21 protein-coding genes are annotated in these 22,290 nt (G+C 69.5%); 18 read left to right on the forward strand and 3 right to left on the reverse strand.

The features are described from left to right. Positions 1-4 precede the first annotated feature (4 nt). From ACMW4R_RS13525 to ACMW4R_RS13560, 8 genes are all read left to right on the forward strand, one after another. Positions 5-1,030 carry a PhoH family protein gene (locus ACMW4R_RS13525; protein WP_241490407.1) on the forward strand — a complete coding sequence of 342 codons (1,026 nt, stop codon included), beginning with the start codon at positions 5-7 and terminating at the stop codon, positions 1,028-1,030. After that, positions 1,027-1,494 (forward strand): rRNA maturation RNase YbeY, encoded by a 468-nt coding sequence (ybeY, locus tag ACMW4R_RS13530; RefSeq protein WP_058595589.1) that lies wholly within the window; start codon positions 1,027-1,029, stop codon positions 1,492-1,494. Before ACMW4R_RS13525 ends, ybeY begins: the two co-directional genes overlap by 4 nt. Then, on the forward strand, positions 1,491-2,795 hold the full coding sequence (locus ACMW4R_RS13535; RefSeq protein ID WP_058595590.1) for a hemolysin family protein: 1,305 nt from the start codon (positions 1,491-1,493) through the stop codon (positions 2,793-2,795). The genes ybeY and ACMW4R_RS13535 overlap by 4 nt, the downstream gene beginning before the upstream one ends. Beyond that, on the forward strand, positions 2,792-3,685 hold the full coding sequence (gene era / locus ACMW4R_RS13540) for a GTPase Era (protein WP_058595591.1): 894 nt from the start codon (positions 2,792-2,794) through the stop codon (positions 3,683-3,685). The genes ACMW4R_RS13535 and era overlap by 4 nt, the downstream gene beginning before the upstream one ends. A gap of 32 nt (positions 3,686-3,717) precedes the next feature. Continuing rightward, positions 3,718-4,665, forward strand: coding sequence for a quinone oxidoreductase family protein (locus ACMW4R_RS13545; RefSeq protein ID WP_418300153.1), 948 nt, complete (start codon positions 3,718-3,720; stop codon positions 4,663-4,665). Further along, complete coding sequence (locus ACMW4R_RS13550; protein WP_418300154.1) at positions 4,662-5,249, forward strand: GNAT family N-acetyltransferase; 588 nt, start codon at positions 4,662-4,664, stop codon at positions 5,247-5,249. The genes ACMW4R_RS13545 and ACMW4R_RS13550 overlap by 4 nt, the downstream gene beginning before the upstream one ends. Before the next feature lie 170 nt (positions 5,250-5,419). Beyond that, a complete protein-coding gene (gene leuA, locus ACMW4R_RS13555; protein WP_418300155.1) occupies positions 5,420-7,180 on the forward strand; it encodes a 2-isopropylmalate synthase in 1,761 nt (586 codons plus the stop codon). 23 nt (positions 7,181-7,203) lie between these two features. Further along, complete coding sequence (locus ACMW4R_RS13560) at positions 7,204-7,992, forward strand: methyltransferase domain-containing protein (protein WP_058613104.1); 789 nt, start codon at positions 7,204-7,206, stop codon at positions 7,990-7,992. Positions 7,993-8,009: 17 nt separating this feature from the next. Here ACMW4R_RS13560 and ACMW4R_RS13565 read toward each other — a convergent pair whose 3' ends face one another. Continuing rightward, a complete protein-coding gene (locus ACMW4R_RS13565) occupies positions 8,010-8,723 on the reverse strand; it encodes an SDR family NAD(P)-dependent oxidoreductase (RefSeq protein ID WP_058595594.1) in 714 nt (237 codons plus the stop codon). 68 nt (positions 8,724-8,791) lie between these two features. Here ACMW4R_RS13565 and ACMW4R_RS13570 point away from each other — a divergent pair, with 68 nt between their 5' ends. Together ACMW4R_RS13570 and ACMW4R_RS13575 are read left to right on the forward strand one after the other, a co-directional pair. Next, entirely contained in the window at positions 8,792-9,328 is a 537-nt protein-coding gene (locus ACMW4R_RS13570; RefSeq protein ID WP_058595595.1) for a TetR/AcrR family transcriptional regulator, read from the forward strand. 15 nt (positions 9,329-9,343) lie between these two features. Further along, a complete protein-coding gene (locus tag ACMW4R_RS13575; protein WP_418300156.1) occupies positions 9,344-10,129 on the forward strand; it encodes an MOSC domain-containing protein in 786 nt (261 codons plus the stop codon). Positions 10,130-10,142: 13 nt separating this feature from the next. Here the strand turns inward: ACMW4R_RS13575 and ACMW4R_RS13580 are convergent, their stop codons facing one another. Together ACMW4R_RS13580 and ACMW4R_RS13585 are read right to left on the reverse strand one after the other, a co-directional pair. Then, positions 10,143-10,847: a trimeric intracellular cation channel family protein gene (locus ACMW4R_RS13580; RefSeq protein ID WP_153001388.1), complete on the reverse strand. Its 705-nt coding sequence runs from the start codon at positions 10,845-10,847 to the stop codon at positions 10,143-10,145. A gap of 109 nt (positions 10,848-10,956) precedes the next feature. Next, positions 10,957-11,238 (reverse strand): pyrophosphorylase, encoded by a 282-nt coding sequence (locus tag ACMW4R_RS13585; RefSeq protein WP_081317249.1) that lies wholly within the window; start codon positions 11,236-11,238, stop codon positions 10,957-10,959. Between the two features lie 267 nt (positions 11,239-11,505). Here ACMW4R_RS13585 and ACMW4R_RS13590 point away from each other — a divergent pair, with 267 nt between their 5' ends. From ACMW4R_RS13590 to dusB, 8 genes are all read left to right on the forward strand, one after another. After that, entirely contained in the window at positions 11,506-16,920 is a 5,415-nt protein-coding gene (locus tag ACMW4R_RS13590) for a DUF6531 domain-containing protein (RefSeq protein ID WP_418300157.1), read from the forward strand. After that, entirely contained in the window at positions 16,905-17,204 is a 300-nt protein-coding gene (locus ACMW4R_RS13595; RefSeq protein WP_058595600.1) for a DUF6966 domain-containing protein, read from the forward strand. The genes ACMW4R_RS13590 and ACMW4R_RS13595 overlap by 16 nt, the downstream gene beginning before the upstream one ends. Before the next feature lie 275 nt (positions 17,205-17,479). After that, positions 17,480-18,346: a hypothetical protein gene (locus ACMW4R_RS13600; protein WP_058626790.1), complete on the forward strand. Its 867-nt coding sequence runs from the start codon at positions 17,480-17,482 to the stop codon at positions 18,344-18,346. 5 nt (positions 18,347-18,351) lie between these two features. Further along, positions 18,352-18,732 (forward strand): hypothetical protein, encoded by a 381-nt coding sequence (locus tag ACMW4R_RS13605; RefSeq protein WP_153003277.1) that lies wholly within the window; start codon positions 18,352-18,354, stop codon positions 18,730-18,732. A gap of 47 nt (positions 18,733-18,779) precedes the next feature. After that, on the forward strand, positions 18,780-19,508 hold the full coding sequence (gene recO / locus ACMW4R_RS13610) for a DNA repair protein RecO (protein ID WP_058613112.1): 729 nt from the start codon (positions 18,780-18,782) through the stop codon (positions 19,506-19,508). Beyond that, positions 19,505-20,311 (forward strand): isoprenyl transferase, encoded by an 807-nt coding sequence (locus tag ACMW4R_RS13615; protein ID WP_058595604.1) that lies wholly within the window; start codon positions 19,505-19,507, stop codon positions 20,309-20,311. The genes recO and ACMW4R_RS13615 overlap by 4 nt, the downstream gene beginning before the upstream one ends. Positions 20,312-20,357: 46 nt before the next feature. Further along, positions 20,358-21,041 (forward strand): DsbA family oxidoreductase, encoded by a 684-nt coding sequence (locus ACMW4R_RS13620; RefSeq protein ID WP_058595605.1) that lies wholly within the window; start codon positions 20,358-20,360, stop codon positions 21,039-21,041. Positions 21,042-21,123: 82 nt separating this feature from the next. Then, on the forward strand, positions 21,124-22,290 hold the full coding sequence (gene dusB / locus ACMW4R_RS13625; RefSeq protein WP_058613113.1) for a tRNA dihydrouridine synthase DusB: 1,167 nt from the start codon (positions 21,124-21,126) through the stop codon (positions 22,288-22,290).

Raw genomic sequence — 22,290 nt, forward strand, 5'->3', positions numbered from 1 at the left:
CGCCATGGTGCAACTCCTCGGCCCGCAGGATCGTCTCCTGCGCGTGGTCGAGAAAGAGCACCCCGCCGTCGACGTGCACGTGCGCGGCAACGAGGTCACGCTTTCCGGAGCTGCGGATGCCGTGCGTGCGGCCCGCGGCCTCGTCGATGAGCTGCTCGCCATGACCCGCTCCGGTCAGGGTCTCGACCCGGCTGACGTGTCGAGCTCGAACCGTATGCTGCGCTCCGACGGCGGTCCCCGTCCGTCTGAGGTGATGGGCGAGGCCATCCTGTCCTCGCGCGGGAAGGTCATCCGCCCGAAGACCGCGGGGCAGAAGGCCTACGTCGACGCGATCGAAGAGAACACCATCGTGTTCGGCATCGGTCCCGCCGGGACGGGCAAGACCTACCTGGCGATGGCGAAGGCCGTGCAAGCGCTGCAGCGCAAAGAGGTCAGCCGCATCATCCTCACCCGCCCGGCCGTCGAAGCGGGCGAGCGTCTGGGCTTCCTGCCGGGCACGCTGACCGACAAGATCGATCCGTACCTGCGGCCGCTCTACGACGCCCTCAACGAGATGATGGACCCCGACATCGTCCCCAAGCTCATGGCGACGGGAACCATCGAGGTCGCACCCCTGGCGTACATGCGCGGGCGGACGCTGAACGATTCGTTCGTCGTGCTCGACGAGGCGCAGAACACCACGCCCGAGCAGATGAAGATGTTCCTCACGCGTCTCGGGTTCGGCACGCGCATGGTCGTGACGGGCGACATCACGCAGATCGACCTCCCGCAGGGGGCGTCGGGTCTTCGCCTGGTCACGCGGGTGCTGAGCAACATCGACGACATCCACTTCGCGTACCTGACGAGCGACGACGTCGTTCGTCACACGCTCGTCGGTCGCATCGTCGACGCGTACAGCGAGTACGACGAGAAGCGCCTCGTCGCTCGACGCGAGCGCGACGAAGCCACCGAGTTCGCCAACCGTGCGGAGCGACGCGGCCCCCGTGCCGCGGGTCCCCGCGATCACCTCCCGAGACGAAACCGTTCATGACGATCGAGATCAACAACGAATCCGGCTACGAGATCGACGAGCAGGTCCTGCTGCGTCTGATGGAGTACAACCTCGCCGAGCTCCACGTGAGCGCCGACGCCGACGTCGCCATCGTGCTCGTCGACGAGGGCGCGATGGAGTCGCTCCACGTGCAGTGGATGGACGAGCCCGGGCCCACCGACGTCCTGAGCTTCCCGATGGACGAGCTCCGCCCGGGGTCGGAAGACGCACCGACGCCCGCGGGCCTGCTCGGTGACATCGTGCTGTGCCCCTCCGTGGCCGAAGCGCAGGCCGTGACGGCCAAGCACTCCACCCAGGACGAGCTGATCCTGCTCACCACCCACGGCCTGCTCCACCTCCTCGGCTTCGACCACGCCGAGCCCGACGAGGAGCGCGAGATGTTCGGCCTGCAGCGGGAGCTCATCAGCGGTTTCCAGGCCGTCGAGCGCCGCCGCCGCGCATGACCGAGGCCCTCCTTCTCGTCGCCGCGCTGCTGCTCGTCGCGTTCGGCGGCTTGATGGCGGCATCCGAGGCCGCGCTCGGCGTGACCTCGCGCACCGATCTGCTGGAACTCGGCGCGTCGGGCCGGAACGCCCGGGCTCTGCAGCGCATCGCCGACGACCCGAGCGCCCACATCACGGCCGTCGGCTTCATCCGCGTCCTGGCCGAGACCACCGCGGCGGTGCTGGTGACCGCGGCCTTCGTGCTGCTGTTCGACAACATCTGGCTGGCGGTCGCCGCGGCCGCGGTCCTGATGACGGGGATCTCGTTCGTGGCGGTCGGCGCGAGCCCCCGCTCGGTCGGCCGTCAGCACGCCCGCGGCCTCCTGACCGGGGGAGCACCGCTCATCCGGGGGATGCGCATCATCCTGGGCCCGCTCGCGCACGGCCTGGTGTCGGTCGGCAACCGCGTCACGCCGGGCCTGTCGCAGTCGACGTCGTTCGCGTCCGAGGAGCAGCTGCTCAGCATCATCGACGAGGCCGCCGAGAACGAGCTCATCGAAGAGGACGACCGCGAGCTGATCCACTCGGTGTTCGACTTCACCGACCGCTACGTGCGCGAGGTCATGGTCCCGCGTACCGACATGGTGACCGTGGATGCCGCGGCGACCTCGCGCGAAGCCCTCGCCCTGTTCCTCGAGAAAGGCGTGTCGCGCGTTCCCCTCGCCGACGACGAGGCCGACGACGTCGTGGGCATGCTCTATCTCAAAGACCTGGTCCAGTTCGGCTTCCGCGACGAGGCCGGCTGGCGTGACGCTCCGATCCGGCGCATCGCTCGACCGGCCGTGTTCGTACCCGAGTCCATGAAGGCCGAGACGCTGCTGCAGCAGATGAAGCGCGACGCCGTCCACGTGTGTCTCGCGGTCGACGAATACGGCGGGATCTCCGGCCTGGTCACCCTCGAAGACCTCATCGAAGAGCTCGTGGGTGAGATCGCAGACGAGTACGACGCTCCGTCGACCGAGGTCGTCCCCCTCGACGACGGCCGCTACCGGGTCAACGCGCGACTCGGACTCGACGAGGTCGGCGACCTGTTCGGCCTCGAGCTCGACGACGAAGACGTCGACTCGATCGGTGGCCTTCTGGGCAAGGCTCTCGGCCGTATCCCGCAACCCGGGGCCACGGCCGAGCATTCTGGCCTCGTGATGACCGGGGGAGCCTCGCGGGGCCGCAACCGCGGCATCGCGACGGTCATCGTGGAACGCGCCGAGCCGGAGGACGACGAAAACGACGCGGAGACCGCGCGCGAGAGGAACGACAGATGAGCGACACCCGATCCGGCTTCGTGACCTTCGTGGGGCGACCCAACGTCGGCAAGTCGACGCTGACCAACGCCCTCGTCGGCGAGAAGGTCGCCATCACCAGCGACAAGCCGCAGACCACCCGCCGGGCGATCCGCGGGATCGTCAACCGACCGGGCGGCCAGCTCGTGGTCGTCGACACCCCTGGCATCCATCGTCCGCGGACGCTCCTCGGTCAGCGTCTGAACGACCTCGTCGAGCAGGTGCTGGGTGACGTCGACGTCATCGCGTTCTGCGCACCCGCGACCGAGAAGGTCGGCCCGGGCGATCGACGCATCGCGGAGTCGCTGTCGGGCTACCCGCGCGCGAAGAAGGTCGCGCTGGTGACCAAGACGGACGCCGCGACGCGCGACCAGATCACGGAGCGTCTCGTCGAGGTGGATTCCCTCCGCGAGGACTGGGCCGCGGTGATCCCCCTCTCGGCCGTGACGAACGACCAGCTCGACGTGCTGAGCGACGAGCTGCTGGCCCTCATGCCCGAGGGACCCGCCCTGTACGACGCTGACATCACGACGGACGAGACCCTCGAGGACCGCATCGCCGAGATCATCCGCGAAGCGGCTCTGCACGGTGTGCGCGACGAGCTGCCCCACTCCATCGCCGTCACCATCGACGACGTCGCCCCGCGCGAGGGCAGCGATCTCACCGACGTCTGGGCCAACATCATCGTCGAACGCGACAGCCAGAAGGCGATCATCATCGGCCGCAAGGGCTCGCGTCTCGCCGAGGTCGGCGCGCGAGCACGCGTCGGCATCGAGCCGCTCGTCGGCAGCCGCGTGTACCTCTCGCTGCACGTGCGGGTGGCGAAGGAATGGCAGCGCGACGCGAAGCAGCTCGGCCGCCTCGGTTTCTGAGTCGGCCGACACCCACGACGAGAGGCGTGATCATGGCGCGAAGGTGGACGGCTCCGGCCCCGGGACCTGTCGACACATGGACCTTCGACGAGGTCGACGTGTCCCCGCCCGGCCCGGGCGAGGTGACCGTTCGGGTGCACGCTGCCGGCGTCAATCCCGCGGATGCCAAGCACGTCGCTCGCGCGCGTCCCGGAGCGACATTCCCGGTTCCGATCGGATACGAGCTCTCGGGTGAGGTCCTCGCGATCGGTCCCGACGCGATCGGCGGCTCCGGTGAGCTCGCCGTCGGCGACGAGGTCGTCGCGTTCCGCGTCCAGGGCGCCTATGCGACCGAGATCACCGTGCCGGCGCGCGACGTGTTCGCGAAGCCGTCGACCCTCTCGCACCCCGAGGCCGCCAATCTGCTCCTCGCCGGAACCACCGCCGCCGAGATGATCCAGGTGACCCGGGTCGCGGCCGGCGACACCGTCCTGTTGCACGCCGCCTCGGGCGCCGTGGGCGTGAGCCTGCTCCAGCAGGCGCGCGATCTCGGCGTGCGCGTGATCGGGACGGTGGGTCCGGATGCCGCCGACTCGGCCGCGCGGGTCCATCGCTACGGCGGCATCCCCGTCGCCTACGGTGACGGGTTGCGCGAGCGCGTGGAAGAGGCCGCCGACGGAGCGCCCATCGCGGCCGCGTGGGACGCGGTCGGCACCGACGAGGCGATCGACGTCTCCCTCGCCCTCGTCTCGGACCGCGATCGGATCGTCACGATCGTCGATCCCGAGCGCGCGAAGAGCGACGGTTTCCTCTGGATCGCCGGAGCGCGACCCGAGAGCGCCCGGTTCCGTGACATCGCGCGGGCGCGGGTGCTCGAGTTGGCGGCATCCGGTGCCCTGGAGGTGCCCGTCGCCCGCACGTATCCGCTCGCCGACGCCGTCGAGGCCGTCCGATTCGTCATGACGGGGCACCCGGGCGGCAAGGTGGCGCTGGTCCCGTGATCGGCTCGCCGTTCGTCCTGCCCCCGGCACCGGAGCGCCTCGAGGTCGTGCGTGAGCGGGTGCGGTTGCGACCGGTCGTCGACGCCGATCTCGAGGCGATGGTGCGCTACCGCGGTGACGCGGACGTGTGCCGCTTCCTGCCCTTCGAGCCGCAGACGGCAGAAGACATCCGCGGACGCATCGGTCACCTCTTCGGGGGCACGAGCCTCGAGGGCGACCGCGGCGGGGTCGTCCTCGCAATCGAACACCTCGCCGACGGCACGGTCATCGGCGACCTCGTGATCTTCCACCTCGATCTGCGCGCCGGGTCGGCCGAGATCGGCTGGGTCGTGAGCCCGGCCGCATCCGGTCGGGGGCTCGCGACCGAGGCGGTGCGCGCTCTGATCGACACCGCGTTCTCGGTTTACGGGCTGCGTCGTCTGGTCGCCCGCATCGACGCCGACAACGCCCGCTCTCTCGCCCTCGCGGAGCGGGTGGGGATGCGGCGCGAGGCCCACCTCGTCGAGAACGAGTGGTTCAAGGGGCACTGGAGCGACGAGGTCGACTTCGGCATTCTGTCACGCGAATGGGTGACGGGGGAGTGAACGGCCTCGCGCCGGGCTGGTACGATCGCAGAATGCGCTTCGGTGGTCTGCTTCTTCTTAGCTGCCGCGACGAGTCCTCGATCTAGGGCCATCCTCGTCGCGGAGCTCGTCGTCGGCCCCTCCTGATGCCCTTCCCGGGCGGGAACCACGAACAAGAGAAGCGACACATCATGAAGAACACCCAGAAGCCCACGTCCGCTCCGGTGCACAAGTACCGTCCGTTCCACGAGCAGATCGCGGTCGACCTGCCCGATCGCACGTGGCCGAGCAAGCGCATCGAGGTGGCGCCGCGCTGGTGCGCGGTCGACCTGCGCGACGGCAACCAGGCCCTCATCGACCCGATGAGCCCCGAGCGCAAGCGCGTCATGTTCGACCTGCTCGTGAAGATGGGGTACAAGGAGATCGAGGTCGGTTTCCCGAGCGCGAGCCAGACGGACTTCGACTTCGTCCGTCAGCTGATCGAAGAGAACCTCATCCCCGATGACGTCACGATCCAGGTGCTGACGCAGGCGCGCGAGCACCTGATCGCCCGCACGTACGAAGCGATCGCCGGCGCGAAGCAGGCCATCGTCCACCTGTACAACTCCACGTCCGTGCTCCAGCGCGAGGTCGTCTTCCGCACCGACCAGCAGGGCATCGTCGACATCGCCCTCGAGGGTGCACGCCTGTGCAAGAAGTACGAGGCGACGATCCCCGAGACCGAGGTGTACTACGAGTACTCGCCCGAGAGCTACACGGGCACCGAACTCGAGTTCGCGCTGCGCATCTGCAACGAGGTGCTCGAGGTCTTCCAGCCCACTCCCGAGCGCAAGGTCATCCTGAACCTGCCCGCGACGGTCGAGATGGCGACCCCCAACGTCTACGCCGACTCGATCGAGTGGATGTCGCGGAACCTGAACCACCGCGAGAACGTCATCCTGTCGCTGCACCCGCACAACGATCGCGGCACCGCCGTGGCCGCCGCGGAGCTGGGCTACATGGCCGGCGCCGACCGCATCGAGGGCTGCCTGTTCGGCAACGGTGAGCGCACCGGCAATGTCGACCTGGTCGCCCTGGGCGTCAACCTGCTGACGCAGGGCATCGACCCCCAGATCGACTTCAGCGACATCGACCAGGTCAAGCGCACCGTCGAGTACTGCAACCAACTCCCCGTGCCCGAGCGCAGCCCGTGGGCCGGCGACCTGGTCTTCACCGCGTTCAGCGGTTCGCATCAGGATGCCATCAAGAAGGGCTTCGAGGCGATGGAGGCCCGGGCGGCCGCCGAGGGCAAGCACATCGACGACATCGAGTGGGCGGTGCCGTACCTGCCCATCGACCCGAAAGACCTGGGCCGCTCGTACGAGGCCGTCATCCGCGTGAATTCGCAGTCCGGTAAGGGCGGCGTCGCGTACCTGCTGAAGGCCGACCACGCGATCGACCTGCCGCGCAAGCTGCAGATCGAGTTCTCGGGCGTCGTCCAGGCCCGCACCGACGCCGAGGGCGGTGAGGTGTCGAGCGACCAGATCTGGGACATCTTCACCGACGAGTACCTGCCCTCGAAGGATGACGACCAGCGCTGGGGCCGCTTCGAACTGCTGTCGACGCGCTCGTCGAGCGACATGTCCGGCGACGTGCACCTCGACGTCACGCTGCGCGACGGCGATTCGGCTCAGCCGGCGTCCGCCGTGGGCAACGGTCCCGTGGCGGCGTTCCTCGAGATCGTCCGCGCCCAGGGGTTCGACGTCACGCTCTACGACTACGTCGAGCACGCGCTGAGCTCGGGCGGAGACGCTCAGGCCGCGGCGTACATCGAGCTGCAGGTCGACGACCAGCGCCTGTGGGGCGTCGGCATCGACAACGACATCTCGACGGCGTCGCTCAAGGCGATCGTTTCGGGCGTGAACCGAGCGATCCGCACGCGTCAGACCAGCGGCGAGCTGGCCGGCGTCTGACGCCGAGCACGAGAGACACGGCCGTGGCCTACGCCCACGGACACCACGAGAGCGTGCTGCGTTCCCACGCGGTACGGACCGTCGCCGATTCGGCGGCCTACCTGGTGTCCTCGCTGTTCGCCGGCGCTCGCATCCTGGATGTGGGCGCCGGCCCCGGCACCATCACCGTCGACCTCGCCGACCGGGTCTTCCCGGGGCAGGTGGTCGGAGTGGATGCCGCCCCCGACGTCGTCGAGATCGCGCGCGCCGCGATCGCAGAGCGCACGAACGTCGAGTTCCGCGTCGACGACGCGTACGCGCTCGACGCCCCCGATGCCTCCTTCGACATCGTCCACGCGCACCAGACGCTCCAGCACCTGGCGCGCCCGGTGGACGCTCTACGGGAGTTCCGTCGTGTCGCCGGCCCCGAGGGCCTCGTGGCCGTGCGTGACGTGGATTACGGCGGAGTGATCTGGCATCCGGTGATCCCCGCTCTGGATGAGTGGCTCGAGATCTATCACGGCGTGCACCGAGGGGTGTCGGGGGAGCCCGACGCCGGTCGGCGCCTCAAAGCGTGGGCTCGCGAAGCCGGGTTCACCCGCATCGAGGCGAGCGCGAGCGTCTGGGTCTTCGACACCGCCGAGAAGCGCGCGTGGTGGGGCGGGATGTGGGCCGACCGCGTGCTCGCGTCGGCGTTCGCCGGGCACGCGCGCCGACTCGGCCTCGCCGACGACGCCCAGCTCCAGCGCATCTCCGACGCGTGGCGCGAGTGGGCCGCCCACCCCGACGGATGGATCCTCCTCCCGCACGGCGAGGTGCTCGCCCGGGCGTGAGCGGGCGGGCGCCCTTGTCACCAGGCGACGGTCGCCCCGTGTCGGTCGAGATAGCGAAGTCCCGGCGTGCCGCGCTGCGCTTCGACCGTGTCGACGAGCGGCGGGACGGCTTCGTCGATTTCGAGACCGGCCCCCTCGCCGCCCATGTCGGTGCGAATCCACCCCGGGGCGAGGAGCAGCAGCGTCCGCCCCTCGGAAGCGCGACGTGCCGCGTAGCTGCGCATGAGCTGGTTCAGTGCCGCTTTCGAAGCGCGGTAGACCTCGAATCCCCCCGTCGTGTTGTTGGTCACGCTTCCCTGTCCCGACGACATGACGGCGATCGTGCCGCCCGGCGACACGCGGTCCGCCAGACGCTCGACGGTGCGCATGACACCGAGAGCGTTCGTCGTCATCGTGCGGACGAAGTCTTCGGTCGAGATGTCGGCCGCGGCCTCGTCGACCGGCGCGAGGGAGACACCGGCGACGACGAACAGGAGGTCGACGGTGCGCTCACCGAGCCGCGTCGCGAGCGCGTCGATCTGCGCCGGATCGTCGACGTCCACGCGTTCGATCTCGACCGTGTCCGGGTGATCGTGCCGCAGCGCCGAGAGGGCTGGAGCGCTCTCGCCGCGTGCTGTCGCGATGACTCGGGCTCCCCGCGCCGCGTACTGCCTCGCGATTGCGAGACCGAGGCCCCGCGACGCGCCGATGATCAGCACCGACGAGTGCCTCGACGTTTCCTTCGGATCCATGGCATCCTCCACTCAACATGTGTTGAGAGAAACGATACGCCTTCGCTCATCGCTTGTAGAGTGAAAGCATGAAGTCCCCTGTTTCCCGGGCCGAACGTCGGGCGGCCACCGTCGACCGCATCCTGGACGCCGCGCGTCGTGAGTTCGGCGACCGGGGAAAGGACGGTGCGACGATACGAGCGATCGCCGGACGAGCGGGAGTCGACCCCTCTCTCGTGATGCAGCACTTCGGCAGCAAGCAGGAACTCTTCGAACTCGCCGTCACCCCGGTCGCCGAACTCGACGGCGACGACGTCCCGGGGCACCTCGCCGACGTGCTCGACGTCCGTCTCCGCGAGCTTCCGCCCGCGACGCGAGCGCTGCTGCGATCGATGCTCACCTCGCCCGATGCCGCGCGCGCGATGAGCGCCCACCTCCAGGGTCGGGCCGAACGACTCACCGCCGTCGCGGCCACGGATGACGCTCCGCTGCGCGCTGCGGTCCTGGTCGCGAGCATCCTCGGGGTCACGATCGCGCGGCACTTCCTCGACCTGCCGGAGATCCGTCTCGCCGATCCCGAGGACGTGGCTCGGATCCTGAGCACCATCCTCCCCACCGACGAGTAATGCGAGGATGAGGCCGTGCCCCACGTCGCCGCCCTCTACCGCTACCCCGTCAAAGGCTTCACCCCTGAGCGCCGTCCCCACCTGGTGATCCAGGACGACGGACGCGTCCAGGGCGACCGTGCTCTCGTGTTCCGCTTCGCCGATGCCACCGAGCCGGAGGACGCGACATTCCCGAAGAGCCGCGGGCTCGCGCTCATGACTTTCCCCACCCTCGCGCGGATCGCGCTCACCTACAACGACGAGAAACAGACGCTGCGCCTACGAGTCGACGACGTCGACATCGAGACCGACCTCGGTGAGCAGGGGCGTGCCCGGCTCGCGGATGCCGTCACGACCTACCTCCGCTCGACCTCCGACGCACGGCTCCTCGACGCCGAGGGCGTCCTACCGCTCGGGCTCATCGGCGACGGTCGGACCGCGCGTTTCCAGGACCGCCCGCAGGGCTACATCTCCCTCCACGGGGAAGCATCTGTCGCAGAACTGGATGCCGCGGTGTCGGCGCCCGTCGACGATCGCCGCTTCCGATCCAACATCGTCGTGTCGGGCTCGCCGGCCTGGGCGGAACTGGGGTGGCAGGGACGGATACGCATCGGCGAGGTCGTCTTCGACGTCCAGAAGCCGATCGAGCGGTGCGCCGCGATCACCGCCAACCCCGACTCCGGCCTACGGGACGCGCGGCTCCTCCGTGTGTTGACGACCGAGTTCGGGCAGGACGCCCCGACACTCGGCATCGTGCTCCTCCCCGCGGAGGGCGGCGGAATCATCCGAGAAGGCGACGAGGTGCGCGTGGAGGCGCGCTGACGAGGGTCGTGTTCTATCGAGGCGCGTCGTCGTCGGTCCGGATGATCGGGATGCCGGTCGTCTCGACCGCGACCTTGCGGCGGTAGAGCTTTCGCTGCTCGGGGAGCGAGAGATCGAAGATCACGGCCAGGACGCGGACGATCGTGGTGACCACCAGGCCGACCACGGCCGCGACGGGGAGGGGCACGCCGAACGCGGCCGCCGTCGCCACCACTGCGCATCCGCCACCCGCCGCGACCGCGTAGAGCGAGCCGACGTGCATGATGGCGACGGGCAGGCCCATGAGCACGTCGCGCAGGACGCTTCCGCCCACGGCCGCGAGCACGCCGACGAACACCGCCGGAACGGCCGGCAGCCCCAGGGCGAGCGCTTTACTCGTGCCGAACACGCCGAACAGACCGATGACGACCGCGTCGAGCATGACGATCGCGCGGTTCAGTCTCTGGAACAGCCCCGACAGGAGCATTCCGACGAGGGCCGCAACGGTCGCGGTGATCAGGTACCAGTTGTTCTGCAAAGTCGCGGGGGTGAGACCGAGCAGCAGGTCGCGGATGAGACCGCCGCCCATTCCGAGCAGGATGCCGATGATCGCGACGCCGAGGAGGTCGAGTCGTCGCTGGCCCTGGAATCCCGAGGCGAACAGGGCGCCCTGCACTCCGCCCAATGCGACCGCGGTGAGGTCGGCCCACAGCGGGATGATGAAGACGGGCGGGTTCACGGCATCCATTCTCCGTGACCCGACGAAAAGAACCGGCTCGCGGCCACCCGTGTCGTGGGGGCGCGAGCCGGTTCTTACGCGAGGCGTCTCGCGTCGCGGTGGGGGAGGCTCAGGAGCCGCCACCCGCCGAGAAGATGTTCTGCGAGATGGAGTTGAGCTGCGTGCGCAGCTCTTCGAGCTCCTGCTTGGCCTTGTCGAGCGCAGCCTTGGTCTCGGGCCAGGTGGAGCCGCGGAACTGGGCGGCGAGGGGGCCGTCCCAGACGTTCGGGTCCGACAGGATGCGGCCCTGGGCGTCGAGCTGCGAGATCTGGTCGGTGAAGCCCCCGTTCACGATCGACTGGATCTGCTGGATGGCCGACTTGGCCTGCTCGGTAGAAAGAACGCGCGACATCATTTCCCCTTTTGCTTCGCGCGGCGCACCCACTGCACGCCGTTCATGACGACACGACGATAAACAACCTCGCGGGAGGTGTCCAGGTGTTGACGAGCGGCGGCGGAGGCGGTTATTGGGACGGAACGGCCCCTCGATCTGGGTTTATGAGGGACGCATGAGAACCTGCCACAAGACCCTGATGCTTCGACGAACCCGGGGCTAAGCTCTTGCGGTCGTGAGCGGTCGCCGCGTGTTCTGGGCGGCCCGAACCAGTGGGGGGTTTCGATGAGCGATGTCGATCTCGAGGTGTACGGGGCACCGGATCTGACCTACGACTTCGGTCTGGCGGACGCGGTGGCCTCCGCCGCGAACGCGGCGGCGGCTGCCGTGGAAGGCCAGACGGCGTCACGCGCGTCGTACGTCGCCACCGCGAAGGAGGACTTCCAGGGCGCCTTCAGCGAGCTCTTCGCGACCAACGCGACGACCGCCGCGAGCGATGCCCGCGAGCTCGCGTCGCGGCTGCGGGACGTGTCGTCGTTCATCGGACGGTTGAGCGATGCGGCGCGCGAGGAGAACGCTCGCCGCAGGCGCGCACGCGAGTGGAAGGCCCGGGTCGAGGCGCGGCGGTCGAACTGGCTGGACGCGACGTGGGACGACATCTTCGGTGAAGAGCCGCCGCCACAGGGCGGCGAGATCGAACCGCCGGTCTTCAACGCTTCCGCGGTGCCGACCTCACCGCGGCAGACGCCGGCCTCCGGTGGGGGCGGCGGCGGCGGAACGTCCTCTGCCCGACCCGAGAACCTCCGGACCTTCGCCACGGGAAACTCCAACCTGGATGCGGAGCTCTCCGCTCACCCCGGACGAGTGTCGTCGGCTGCGAGCCAGTTCATGGCGACGTGCGATTTCGGGGGGATCGACGTCGGCCCCGTGGTGTCGGGGTTCCGTGCGTGGCTCGACGCGAATGCGAATGACACGGCGTGGGCGAACACGATCGCCCAGGCGTTCGAGGACGCGGGGACGAACGGGGGGATCGGGACGGTGTCGGATGCCGCGTTGGCGGCGTCGCTGGCCGCGGCGGGGGTGTCCGCGACCCGGCAGGATCTGACCATCGACCCCCCAACGGCGTGGGGTGGGGCCCCGACGACGGGGTTCGTGAACGACCCCGTCAACTCCGCCACGGGCAACTTCCTCGAGCCGGAGAACGACCTCCCGTTCCCCGCGGCGACGGCACTGCTGTCGCTGACCCGGATGTACAACTCCCTCAACGACGGGGCCGGGGTGTTCGGCGTCGGGTGGTCCTCGATCCTCGACACCACCCTGCTGCTCGGTGAGGACGACGCCCGATTCGTGATGGCGGACGGGCGGCAGATCGTCTTCGGCCGGGACGGGCGCGACTGGGCCCGGGGGACCGGGGAGAACTACTGGCTCAACCGCGCCAGCGCGGAAGACCTCGCCGCGCGCGGGTTGGCCCTGTCCGAGGGCCTGCTCGTGACGGACAACGCCGGGGCGTGGTGGGCGTTCACCACCGGCGGCGACTGGGTCGGCGCCGGCGCCGGAGCCGGCAACGTCGTCACCGTCCACCGGGATGCCGCCGGGGCGATCGTCGCCCTGGAGCACTCCCGCAACCGCCGCATCGACGTCGACTACGTCGACGGGCTCGTGGCATCCGTCACCTCCTCCGACGGGCGCCGCGTCGAATACCTCTACGACGACGACCACCGCCTGACCGCGGTCACCGGCCCCGCCGGGACGCGGACGTACCGGTGGAACGACGACGACCTCATCGACCAGGTGGTCTCGGCTGCCGGGGTGATCGAGTGCACGAACGTGTACGACACGCAGCGGCGCGTGCGGGAGCAGACCACGGAGTTCGGGCGTCACACCCGCTTCACCTACCTGTCGGGTCGGGTGACGGAGGTCGCCGACGCCGATGGGTCGAACGCGAACACGTGGATCGCCGACCGCAAGGGCCGTCTCGTCGGCATCATCGACACCGACGGCAACCGCCAGTCGATGGCGTACGACCCCACCGGCAACCTCGTCTCGGTCACCGACCGCGAAGGCCGGATCACCGTCCACGCCTACGACACCCGCGGACGCAAGACCCGCACCGTCACCCCCGACGGCGCCGACATCACCTACGGGTACGACGACCAGGACCGCGTCACCACGGTCGTCACCGCCGACGGCGGCATCGTCACCTACGACTACCCCACCGACCAGGAACGCAACCCCTCCCGCATCACCGACCCCGCCGGCGGCGTCACCGAACTCGACTGGGAGAACGGACTCCTCCGCCGGGTGCAGGACCCCGAGGGTGTCGTCGTCCGCTTCGACTACGACGCGCACGGGGAACTGGTCGCGACGCGCAACGCCGACGGCGCGGTGGCGCGTCTGGTGCGCGACGCGACCGGTCGGGTCACCCAGGCGATCACCCCGCTCGGGGCTGCGACCCGGTACGTGTACGACGGCACCGGCGCCCTGACATCCCGCGAAGATCCCGACGGTGCGATCTGGCGATACGAACACGGCCCCGGCGGCGTCGTCACCGCGATCATCGACCCGCTCGGCGCCCGCACCGAGCTGGAGTACGGTCCGCACGGACAACTCACCCGCACCACCGACCCCCTCGGCCGGGTGATCGACCGGGCCTTCGACTCCTTCGGCAACGTCACCGCGGTCACCCTTCCCGACGGGGCCGCGTGGGACTTCACCCACGACGCCCTCTCGCGCCTGCGGGAGATCACCGACCCCGCAGGCGGGGTATGGACCCGCGAGTACGACGCCGTCGGGGAGCTGGCGCGGACGACGGATCCGACCGGTGTGTCGGCCGAGGCGTCCCGGACCGACACCACCCGCACGATCCAGACCGCGTTCGAAGAGACCTCGGTCCGCTACGACTCGTTCGGTCGTCCGGAGAAGATCCAGGATGCCGCCGGTGATGCGTCGCTCATCACCTACGACCCGTGTGGTCGTCCCGTGGAGGTGCTGAACGCGGATGGCGGGCTGACCCGCCTCGAACGCGACCGAGCGGGCCGTGTCACCGCCATCACCACCCCTGCCGGGCGAACGACCCGCTACGAGTACGACGCGTGCGGTCGTCCCGTCGCGGCGATCGATGCCCTGGGTGCGCGAACCACGTTGGAGTATGACGCGGACTCTCGCGTGATCGCCCGGGTGCTTCCCACGGGGGAGCGTGCTGAGATCGAATTCGACGTAGCCGGTCGGGTGGTGCGCGAGCGAGTTCCGGGGGCCGGGGTTGCGCGTTTCGGTTACGACAAGGTGGGGCGCCCGATCTTCGCGCAGGATGCGCGGTTCGGCATCCGTCGCTTCTCGTACGACGCCGCCGGCCAGCTCGTCGCCGCGACCAACGGGATCGGCGGGGTCACCCGGTACGGCTACGACGAGCGGGGGCGGGTGGTGTCGATCACCGACCCCGCCGGCGGGGTCACCACCCGCACGTACACGCAGCTGGACAAGGTCGCCTCGCAGACCGACCCGCTCGGTCGCGTCACCACCGCGGAGTACGACGCGGCGGGGCGGCAGATCCGGCAGACCAGCCCCGACGGGACCGTGACGGAGTGGTCGTACGACGACGCCGGCCTTGAGTCCGGGCTCACCGTCAACGGCAAGCGGGTCACCGAGATCCGTCGCGACGCGCGGGCGCGCACGGCGACGATCATCGACCACACCACAGACGAACCCACCACGCACACCCTCCGGTTCACTCGCCTGGATCGTCTCGCCGAGCGCACCACCAACGGTCGCTCAACCCGCTGGGAGTACGACGCCGACGGCGCCCGCATCCGCCTCATCACCCCCGACGGGGTGACGGTCGATTACGCGCGCGATGCCGCCGGGCACCTCAGCCGCATCGACCACTCCCGCCTCGGCGCGGTGCACTACACGCGCGACGTATTCGGTCGGATCCTCGAAGCCCGCGCCGGCGACAGTCTCCAGACGTGGGAATACGAAGACGGGTATCCGGTCGCGCACACCCGCACCGACGCGGATGGCGCCGCCATCACCCGCATCACCCGTGACGACGACGGCCGCATCACCGCCATCGACGGGCGCGACGGCACCACCCGTTACACGCACGACGACGCCGGGCAACTCCTCTCCGCCGTCACCGACGGGCACGTGAATGCGTGGGAGTACGACACCGCGGGACGCCTGGTCCGCGAAACCCTCGACGACACCGAACGCTCCTTCGCGTACGACCTCGCCGGGCAGCTCCTCACCCTCACCGCACCCGAGGGTGACACGACCTACCGCTACGACGGGCAGGGGCGCCGGACCCGCGAAACCACCCCCACCGGGGCGACGGAGTACGCGTGGGATGACCGCGGGTGGATACGCGCGATCACCGCACACACCCCCGACGAAGAGCGCCGCACCGACCTGCGCGTGAACGCGCTCGGCGAACTCGACCGGATCGACGGAACCCCCCTCACCTGGGACGCCGACGCCTACGCCGCCACCCTCCTCTCGGTCGGCGACACCGACGTGTTCCATGCCCCCGGCGCGATCACCGGCATCGGTGACACCTGGACCACCGGCGGTTGGCGCGGCACCCGCACCACCACCACCGACGACCCCTGGGACGCCCTCACCACCGCCAACACCCTCGGCGGGGGAACCGTCGCGATCAGCCCCGCCGGTGGCCTCGACGTCGCTGGACTCGAATGGATGGGCGCCCGCGCCTACGACCCCACCACCCGCGGATTCCTCAGCACCGACCCCCTCACCGCACCCGCCGGCGCCGCCTGGTCAGCAAACCCCTACTCATTCGCCGGGAACGACCCCCTCCACGCCGTCGACCCCCTCGGCCTCCAACCCGTCACCGACGAACAACTCACCGCCTACGCCAACGCTCACCAAGGCGCCCTCGCCACCGCCGGCAACGCCATCGGCGAATGGTGGAACGAGAACTGGGAGTACGTCGCCGGCGGCGCCATGGTCATCGCCGGCGGCGTCATGATCGCCACCGGCGTCGGCGGCCCCATCGGCGCCGCTCTCATCGGCGCCGGCGCCGACACCATCATCCAGAAGGCCACCACGGGCGAAGTCAACTGGGGACAGGTCGCCCTCACCGGTGCGTTCGGGCTCATCCCCGGAGCCGGAGCCGCCGGCGGCCTCCTCGCCCGCACCGGCGCCAACGCCGCCCAAGGCGCGGTCGAGAACACCGCCCAATACCTCATCAGCGGCCAACCCATCACCCCCGGCGGCCTCCTCGCCAACGCCGCCACCGGCGCCACCATGTCCGCCGTCACCGCCGGCGCCCTCAACCGCGTCCCCGCCGGCAACGCGATCACGAAACTCGACACTCTCCCGCCGAACCTCGCCGAGACGTTCTCCGGTGGCGTGTATCGGACGTCCGTGCTCGACGCGGACACCGTCCTGTATCGCGCCGGCTCGACCCAAGGCAGCCCGCTGGGCCAGTTCTTCTCGACGGATCCCCCCGTGGGCGTCATCCAAACCCGGATCGACAAGGCGATCCCGCCGGTGTGGCCGGACGGTACGCCGGCTCCTCTCGACACCGGGTTCGCGGTTCACATCCCCGCGGGGACACAGATCCATACGGGGACCGTGGCGAATCAAGGTGGGCTCTACATGGGCGGCACCGAACAGATCGTCGTTCAAAAGCCCTGGGAGATCCCGGGAGTACAGGTGGTGGACCAATGGCCTCTCAACTAGTCGACGACGCGATCGCGCAGGTCTCCGCGCTGGCGGAGGTCTTGGAGTCCGTCGGGGCGGCGCGATACGCGGAGTTCTTCGCGCGCCTCGAGGGCGATCTGCGTCACGCGAGCGATGCCGGCGACATCCGGGATGCCGTCCACCGCGGCCTCGCGATGTACGGCGGCATGAACACGTTCAACGACTTCGTCCTGATGGACGGCAACACACCGGACATCGCGAACAACCGCAGGATCGATGCGCTGCGCACCGCCGTTTACGACAGCCTGCTTCGTCTCGCGTGATTCGACCCCGCTCGCGGTCCCTGATCTCCGACACCCCGCCACAGGATGACCGATCGACTTTTCCCCCACCCTCGTGAGCGTCGGGATCGCCTTCATCGCCATGATCGTCGTCACGATTGCGGTGTCCGCGGGCGTTCGCCGGTCGCCATCGACCGAGAAGGAGCGGTCCCAGCGCACTCCGTCACGTACGGCCGTATCTCGTTCGCGAACGCGTTGACCGGCGGCCGGACAGACCGACCTGCGCTCGGCCTCGTCTCGGCTCGGGAGCTGCCCGGATGACCGTCCCTTCCGCGCACCTGTGCCGCGTCTGCGGGTACTTCTCCGACGATCCCCCGTGGGGGCTCGATGGGTGCTGCCCGACCTATGAGTACTGTCCCTGCTGCGGCGTCGAGTGGGGCTACCAGGACTCCCTGCCGACCTCCGTCGACCGATTCCGATCGGAATGGGTGCAGCGCGGCGGGACGTGGACGGACCGCGCCGTACCATCCGACGGCCTCACGACGAACGAGCGTCTCCGCCGCCTCAGCACCCACCGAGAAGAAGCGCCGATGACAGACCTCGCCGGCGAGATCATCTTCCATCCGCCGACCGCGGGCGGCCGGCGGTCGGGTCCCCCGACAGGAGAGGACTACTTCCCGACGGCCACCGTTCTCGCGGCCGGCGCGTCGGAACGCGACGCATTCAGCATCCGCGTCCACCTTGCCCACGTGCCCTCGGCAATGCGGTGGACACCCTGCACGGTCGGCGTGCTCGTCCCCGGCTCACCGGGCTCCGAAGCGGTGGTCGCCGGCGCTCACCTGCGCGTCTACGAAGGCCCGCAAGTGGTGGGACAGCTCCGCCTCCTCGGGTCTGCGGACGAGACGAACGCCCACGCGCCGGGAATAGCGCGATGGGCGAGCGCGGAGATCACGTCCCTCCGCGTGGACCTCGGCGGCATCCTGGATCCGGCGGTGCTGCGCGACGTCACCGACCTGGTCGACCACGCGGAGCCCGGAATCGCGCTCGACCTGCTCTGCGACAGACTCCTCGACGCGAACGCACCTCTCGACGTCGTGCAGCGCGGCCGGCTCCTCACCGTCGGGCGAGCGATGGGCCTCGACGAGACCGTCGCCTTCCTCGGTGACGCGCCTGCGGAAAGATGACCGACATGGACCGACAGCTCCGCGTCACCCCGCTCAACGCGCAAGTCGCGATCTTCTCCCCGGGCGCGGCCGAGTTCCCGGAGTGGGAGACCGGCGACGAACCGGCCGTGGCGACGACGACGGCAATCCTGATCGCCACCCGAGACGACCTGGCGGGAGAGGTCACGCTCCGCGTCCGCATCGACGCAGCGCCCGTCGACGGTTTCGCCGAGGTCCTCACCGCAACGCTTCTCCTCTCCGACGGCGTCGTCGCGTTCGGGTCCTTCCTGTCCGGAGAGATCGAACGGATGCCACTGCCCACCGCCGGCGCCCACCTCGCGACCGTGTCCGTCGACGTCCCCGGCGAGGCGAGCAGCGTCCTCGTCACCCTGACGCCCGCGACCTGAGGCGCGGCGCACCGCCGCCTCTCGGCATCCGGGTCCGATAATGGACTGTGCCCACCTACCGCGACGAAGTCGTGGTCCTGCGTACCCACAAGCTCGGGGAGGCGGACCGCATCCTCACCCTCCTCAGCCGCCGCAACGGCAAGATCCGCGCGGTCGCGAAGGGCGTGCGCCGCACCTCGTCGAAGTTCGGGTCGCGCCTCGAGCCCTTCATGGTCGCCGACGTGCAGCTGTTCAAGGGGCGCAACCTCGACATCGTGCAGCAGGCCGAGTCGCTCGGCTCGTACGGAGCCGACATCGTCGTCAACTACGACCGGTACACCACCGCCAGCGCGATGGTCGAAACCGCCGACCGACTGAACGAGGCCGAAGCCACCCCTCAGCAGTACCTGCTGCTCGTGGGTGGTCTGCGTTCGCTCGCGCGGGGGGATCACTCGGAGCGCAGCGTCCTCGACTCCTACCTTCTGCGCGCGATGGCCCTCTCGGGCTGGGCGCCGGGGCTGACCGAGTGCGCGCGCTGCGGCACGGTCGGCGATCACCCGTACTTCCTCGCCCAGCTCGGCGGCGTGGTCTGTTCGACGTGCGCTCCCGCGGGCTCGCCCCGGGTCGCGCGTGAGACGGTCGACATGCTCCGCGCCCTCATGGCGGGGGAGTGGGAGACCATCGACGCCGCCCCGGGCCGCACGATCTCGGCGGCCTCGGGTCTCGTGGCCGCGTACGCGCAGTTCCATCTGGAGCGTGGCATCCGTTCCCTCTCGCACCTGGAGACGCACCGATGACGCCCAAGCCGTTCACGCACCGCGATGCCGTGCCGTACCGCCCCCTCGACTGGACGGGGGAGTACCCGCCCGCGTACCCGAAGGGGTCGGTTCCCGAGCACGTCGCGATCGTCATGGACGGGAACGGCCGCTGGGCCAACCGTCAGGGGCTCACGCGCGTCGAAGGGCACCGCGCCGGCGAGGCCGCTCTGCTCGATGTGGTCGCGGGCGCCATCCAGGCCGGGGTCAAGCACCTGTCGGTCTACGCGTTCTCGACCGAGAACTGGTCGCGCTCGCCCGACGAGGTGCGCTTCCTCATGGGGTTCAATCGCGAGGTGCTGCACCGTCGCCGCGATCAGCTCAACGAGTGGGGCGTGCGCATCCGCTGGTCGGGGCGCAAGCCGCGCCTGTGGGGCTCGGTCATCAAGGAGCTGCAACACGCCGAACGGCTCACCGAGGGCAACGACGTGCTGACCCTGACGATGTGCGTCAACTACGGCGGACGCGTGGAGATCGTGGATGCCATGCGCCGCATCGGCGACGACATCGCCGCAGGCAGGCTCAAGCCGTCGGCGGTGACCGAGAAGCTGATCCGCAAGAACCTCTACCAACCCGACATGCCCGACGTCGACCTCTTCGTCCGCTCCAGCGGCGAGCAGCGCACCTCGAACTTCCTGCTCTGGGAGTCGGCGTACGCCGAGATGGTCTTCCTCGACACGCTGTGGCCCGACTTCCGTCGCACGCACCTGTGGGAAGCCATCGGGCTCTACCTCTCGCGCGACCGACGGTTCGGCGGCGCGATCGACACCCCCACCGGGAAATGAATACCGCGATCGGAATAGATCGCTCACCAGAAGGGTTCTCCCCGATATGACGGATGCCATCAAGATCGACGTGTGGAGCGACATCGCCTGCCCCTGGTGCTACATCGGCAAGCGGAACCTCGAGAACGGCCTGGCCGCCACGGCCGACGATGACGACGCCCCGGTCGTCGAGATCGAGTACCACTCATTCGAGCTCTCGCCCGACACGCCCGAGGACTTCCACGGCGGCGAGGTCGACTACCTCTCGCAGCACAAGGGCATCTCTCCCGACCAGGCACGCGAGATGCTCGATCGCGTCACCGGCGTCGCCGCCGAGGCGGGACTGGCATACCGCTTCGACATCCTCCAGCACACCAACACCGTCAAGGCGCACGAGCTGCTGCACTTCGCGAAGGAGAACGGCAAGCAGCTGGAGCTGGCCGAGGTACTCATGTCGGCGTACTTCCTCGAGGGCAAGCACGTGGGTCGCGACGACGACCTCGTCGCTCTGGCGGTGGAGGTCGGTCTCGACGAGGATGCCGCCCGCGAGGCGCTCGCATCGCAGCGCTACCGTGCCGCGGTCCGTGCCGATCAGGAGCAGGCGCAGCAGTTCGGGATCACGGGCGTGCCGTTCTTCGTGATCGACGGCAAATACGGGGTGAGTGGAGCGCAGCCGGTCGAGGCGTTCAGCCAGATCGCCCGTCAGGTGTGGGGCGAGCGCCGCGAGGCATCCGCGACCGCCGACGCCTGACTTTTCCTCCACAGCGGTGTCCGCACCCGGGCTCCGGCCGGAGCGGGCACCGCTGTCGCACGACGTCTGGGAGAATGAGACAGTGAACACGGCATTGGCTCCGGCGCGGACGCTCCGCATCGGCAACATCGAGCTCGACGCCCCCGTCGTCCTCGCTCCGATGGCCGGCATCACGAACACGGCGTTCCGTCGCCTGTGTCGCGAGTACGGTGCCGGGCTGTACGTGAGCGAGATGATCACGACGCGCGCCCTCGTCGAGCGCAACGACACGACCATGCGGCTGATTCGCCATCACGAGTCCGAGACTCCGCGCTCGATCCAGCTGTACGGCGTCGATCCGGCTACCGTCGAGGCGGCCGTGCGCATGATCGTCGACGAAGACCACGCCGATCACATCGACCTGAACTTCGGCTGCCCCGTCCCGAAGGTCACCCGTCGCGGAGGCGGCGCTGCTCTGCCGTGGAAGACCTCGCTGTTCCGCGAGATCGTCGAGCGCGCGGTCCGTGCGGCGGGCGACAAGCCCCTCACGGTCAAGATGCGCAAGGGCATCGACTCCGATCACCTGACCTACCTCGAGGCCGGGCGCATCGCCGAGGGAGCGGGCGTGGCGTCCATCGCCCTGCACGCGCGCACCGCGAGCGAGTTCTACTCGGGTCACGCCGACTGGTCGGCGATCACCAAGCTGAAAGAGACCGTCACGAGTGTGCCGGTCCTCGGCAACGGAGACATCTGGTCGGCCGACGACGCCGCGCGCATGATGGCCGAGACCGGCTGCGACGGCGTCGTGGTCGGTCGCGGATGCCTCGGACGCCCGTGGCTCTTCGGCGACCTCGCCCGAGCGCTGGGCCAGCCGGGCGCCGCCCACGGCGAACCGGTCGACGCCACGCTCGGCTTCGTCGCGAAAGCCTTCCGCCGTCACGCCGAACTGCTCGTCGAGTTCTTCGACGACGAGGGCCGCGGATGCCGAGACATCCGCAAGCACGTCGCCTGGTACTTCAAGGGATACCCGGTCGGCGGTGAGCTGCGCGCGAGCCTTGCGACCGCGTCGACCCTCGACGAGATCGACGAGCTGCTCGCGACCATGGAGCTCGACGCCCCCTACCCGGGAGCAGCGGCCGAGGGTCAGCGCGGTCGTGCGGGCACGCCGAAGCGTCCCGCGCTGCCCGACGGCTGGCTGGACTCGCGCGAGATCGGCGACGCCGCCGGCCGCGAACTCGCCGAAGCGGAGCTGCACCACAGTGGCGGCTGA

It is taken from the genome of Microbacterium sp. S1037, from assembly GCF_048381605.1.
Lineage (GTDB): Bacteria > Actinomycetota > Actinomycetes > Actinomycetales > Microbacteriaceae > Microbacterium > Microbacterium testaceum_B.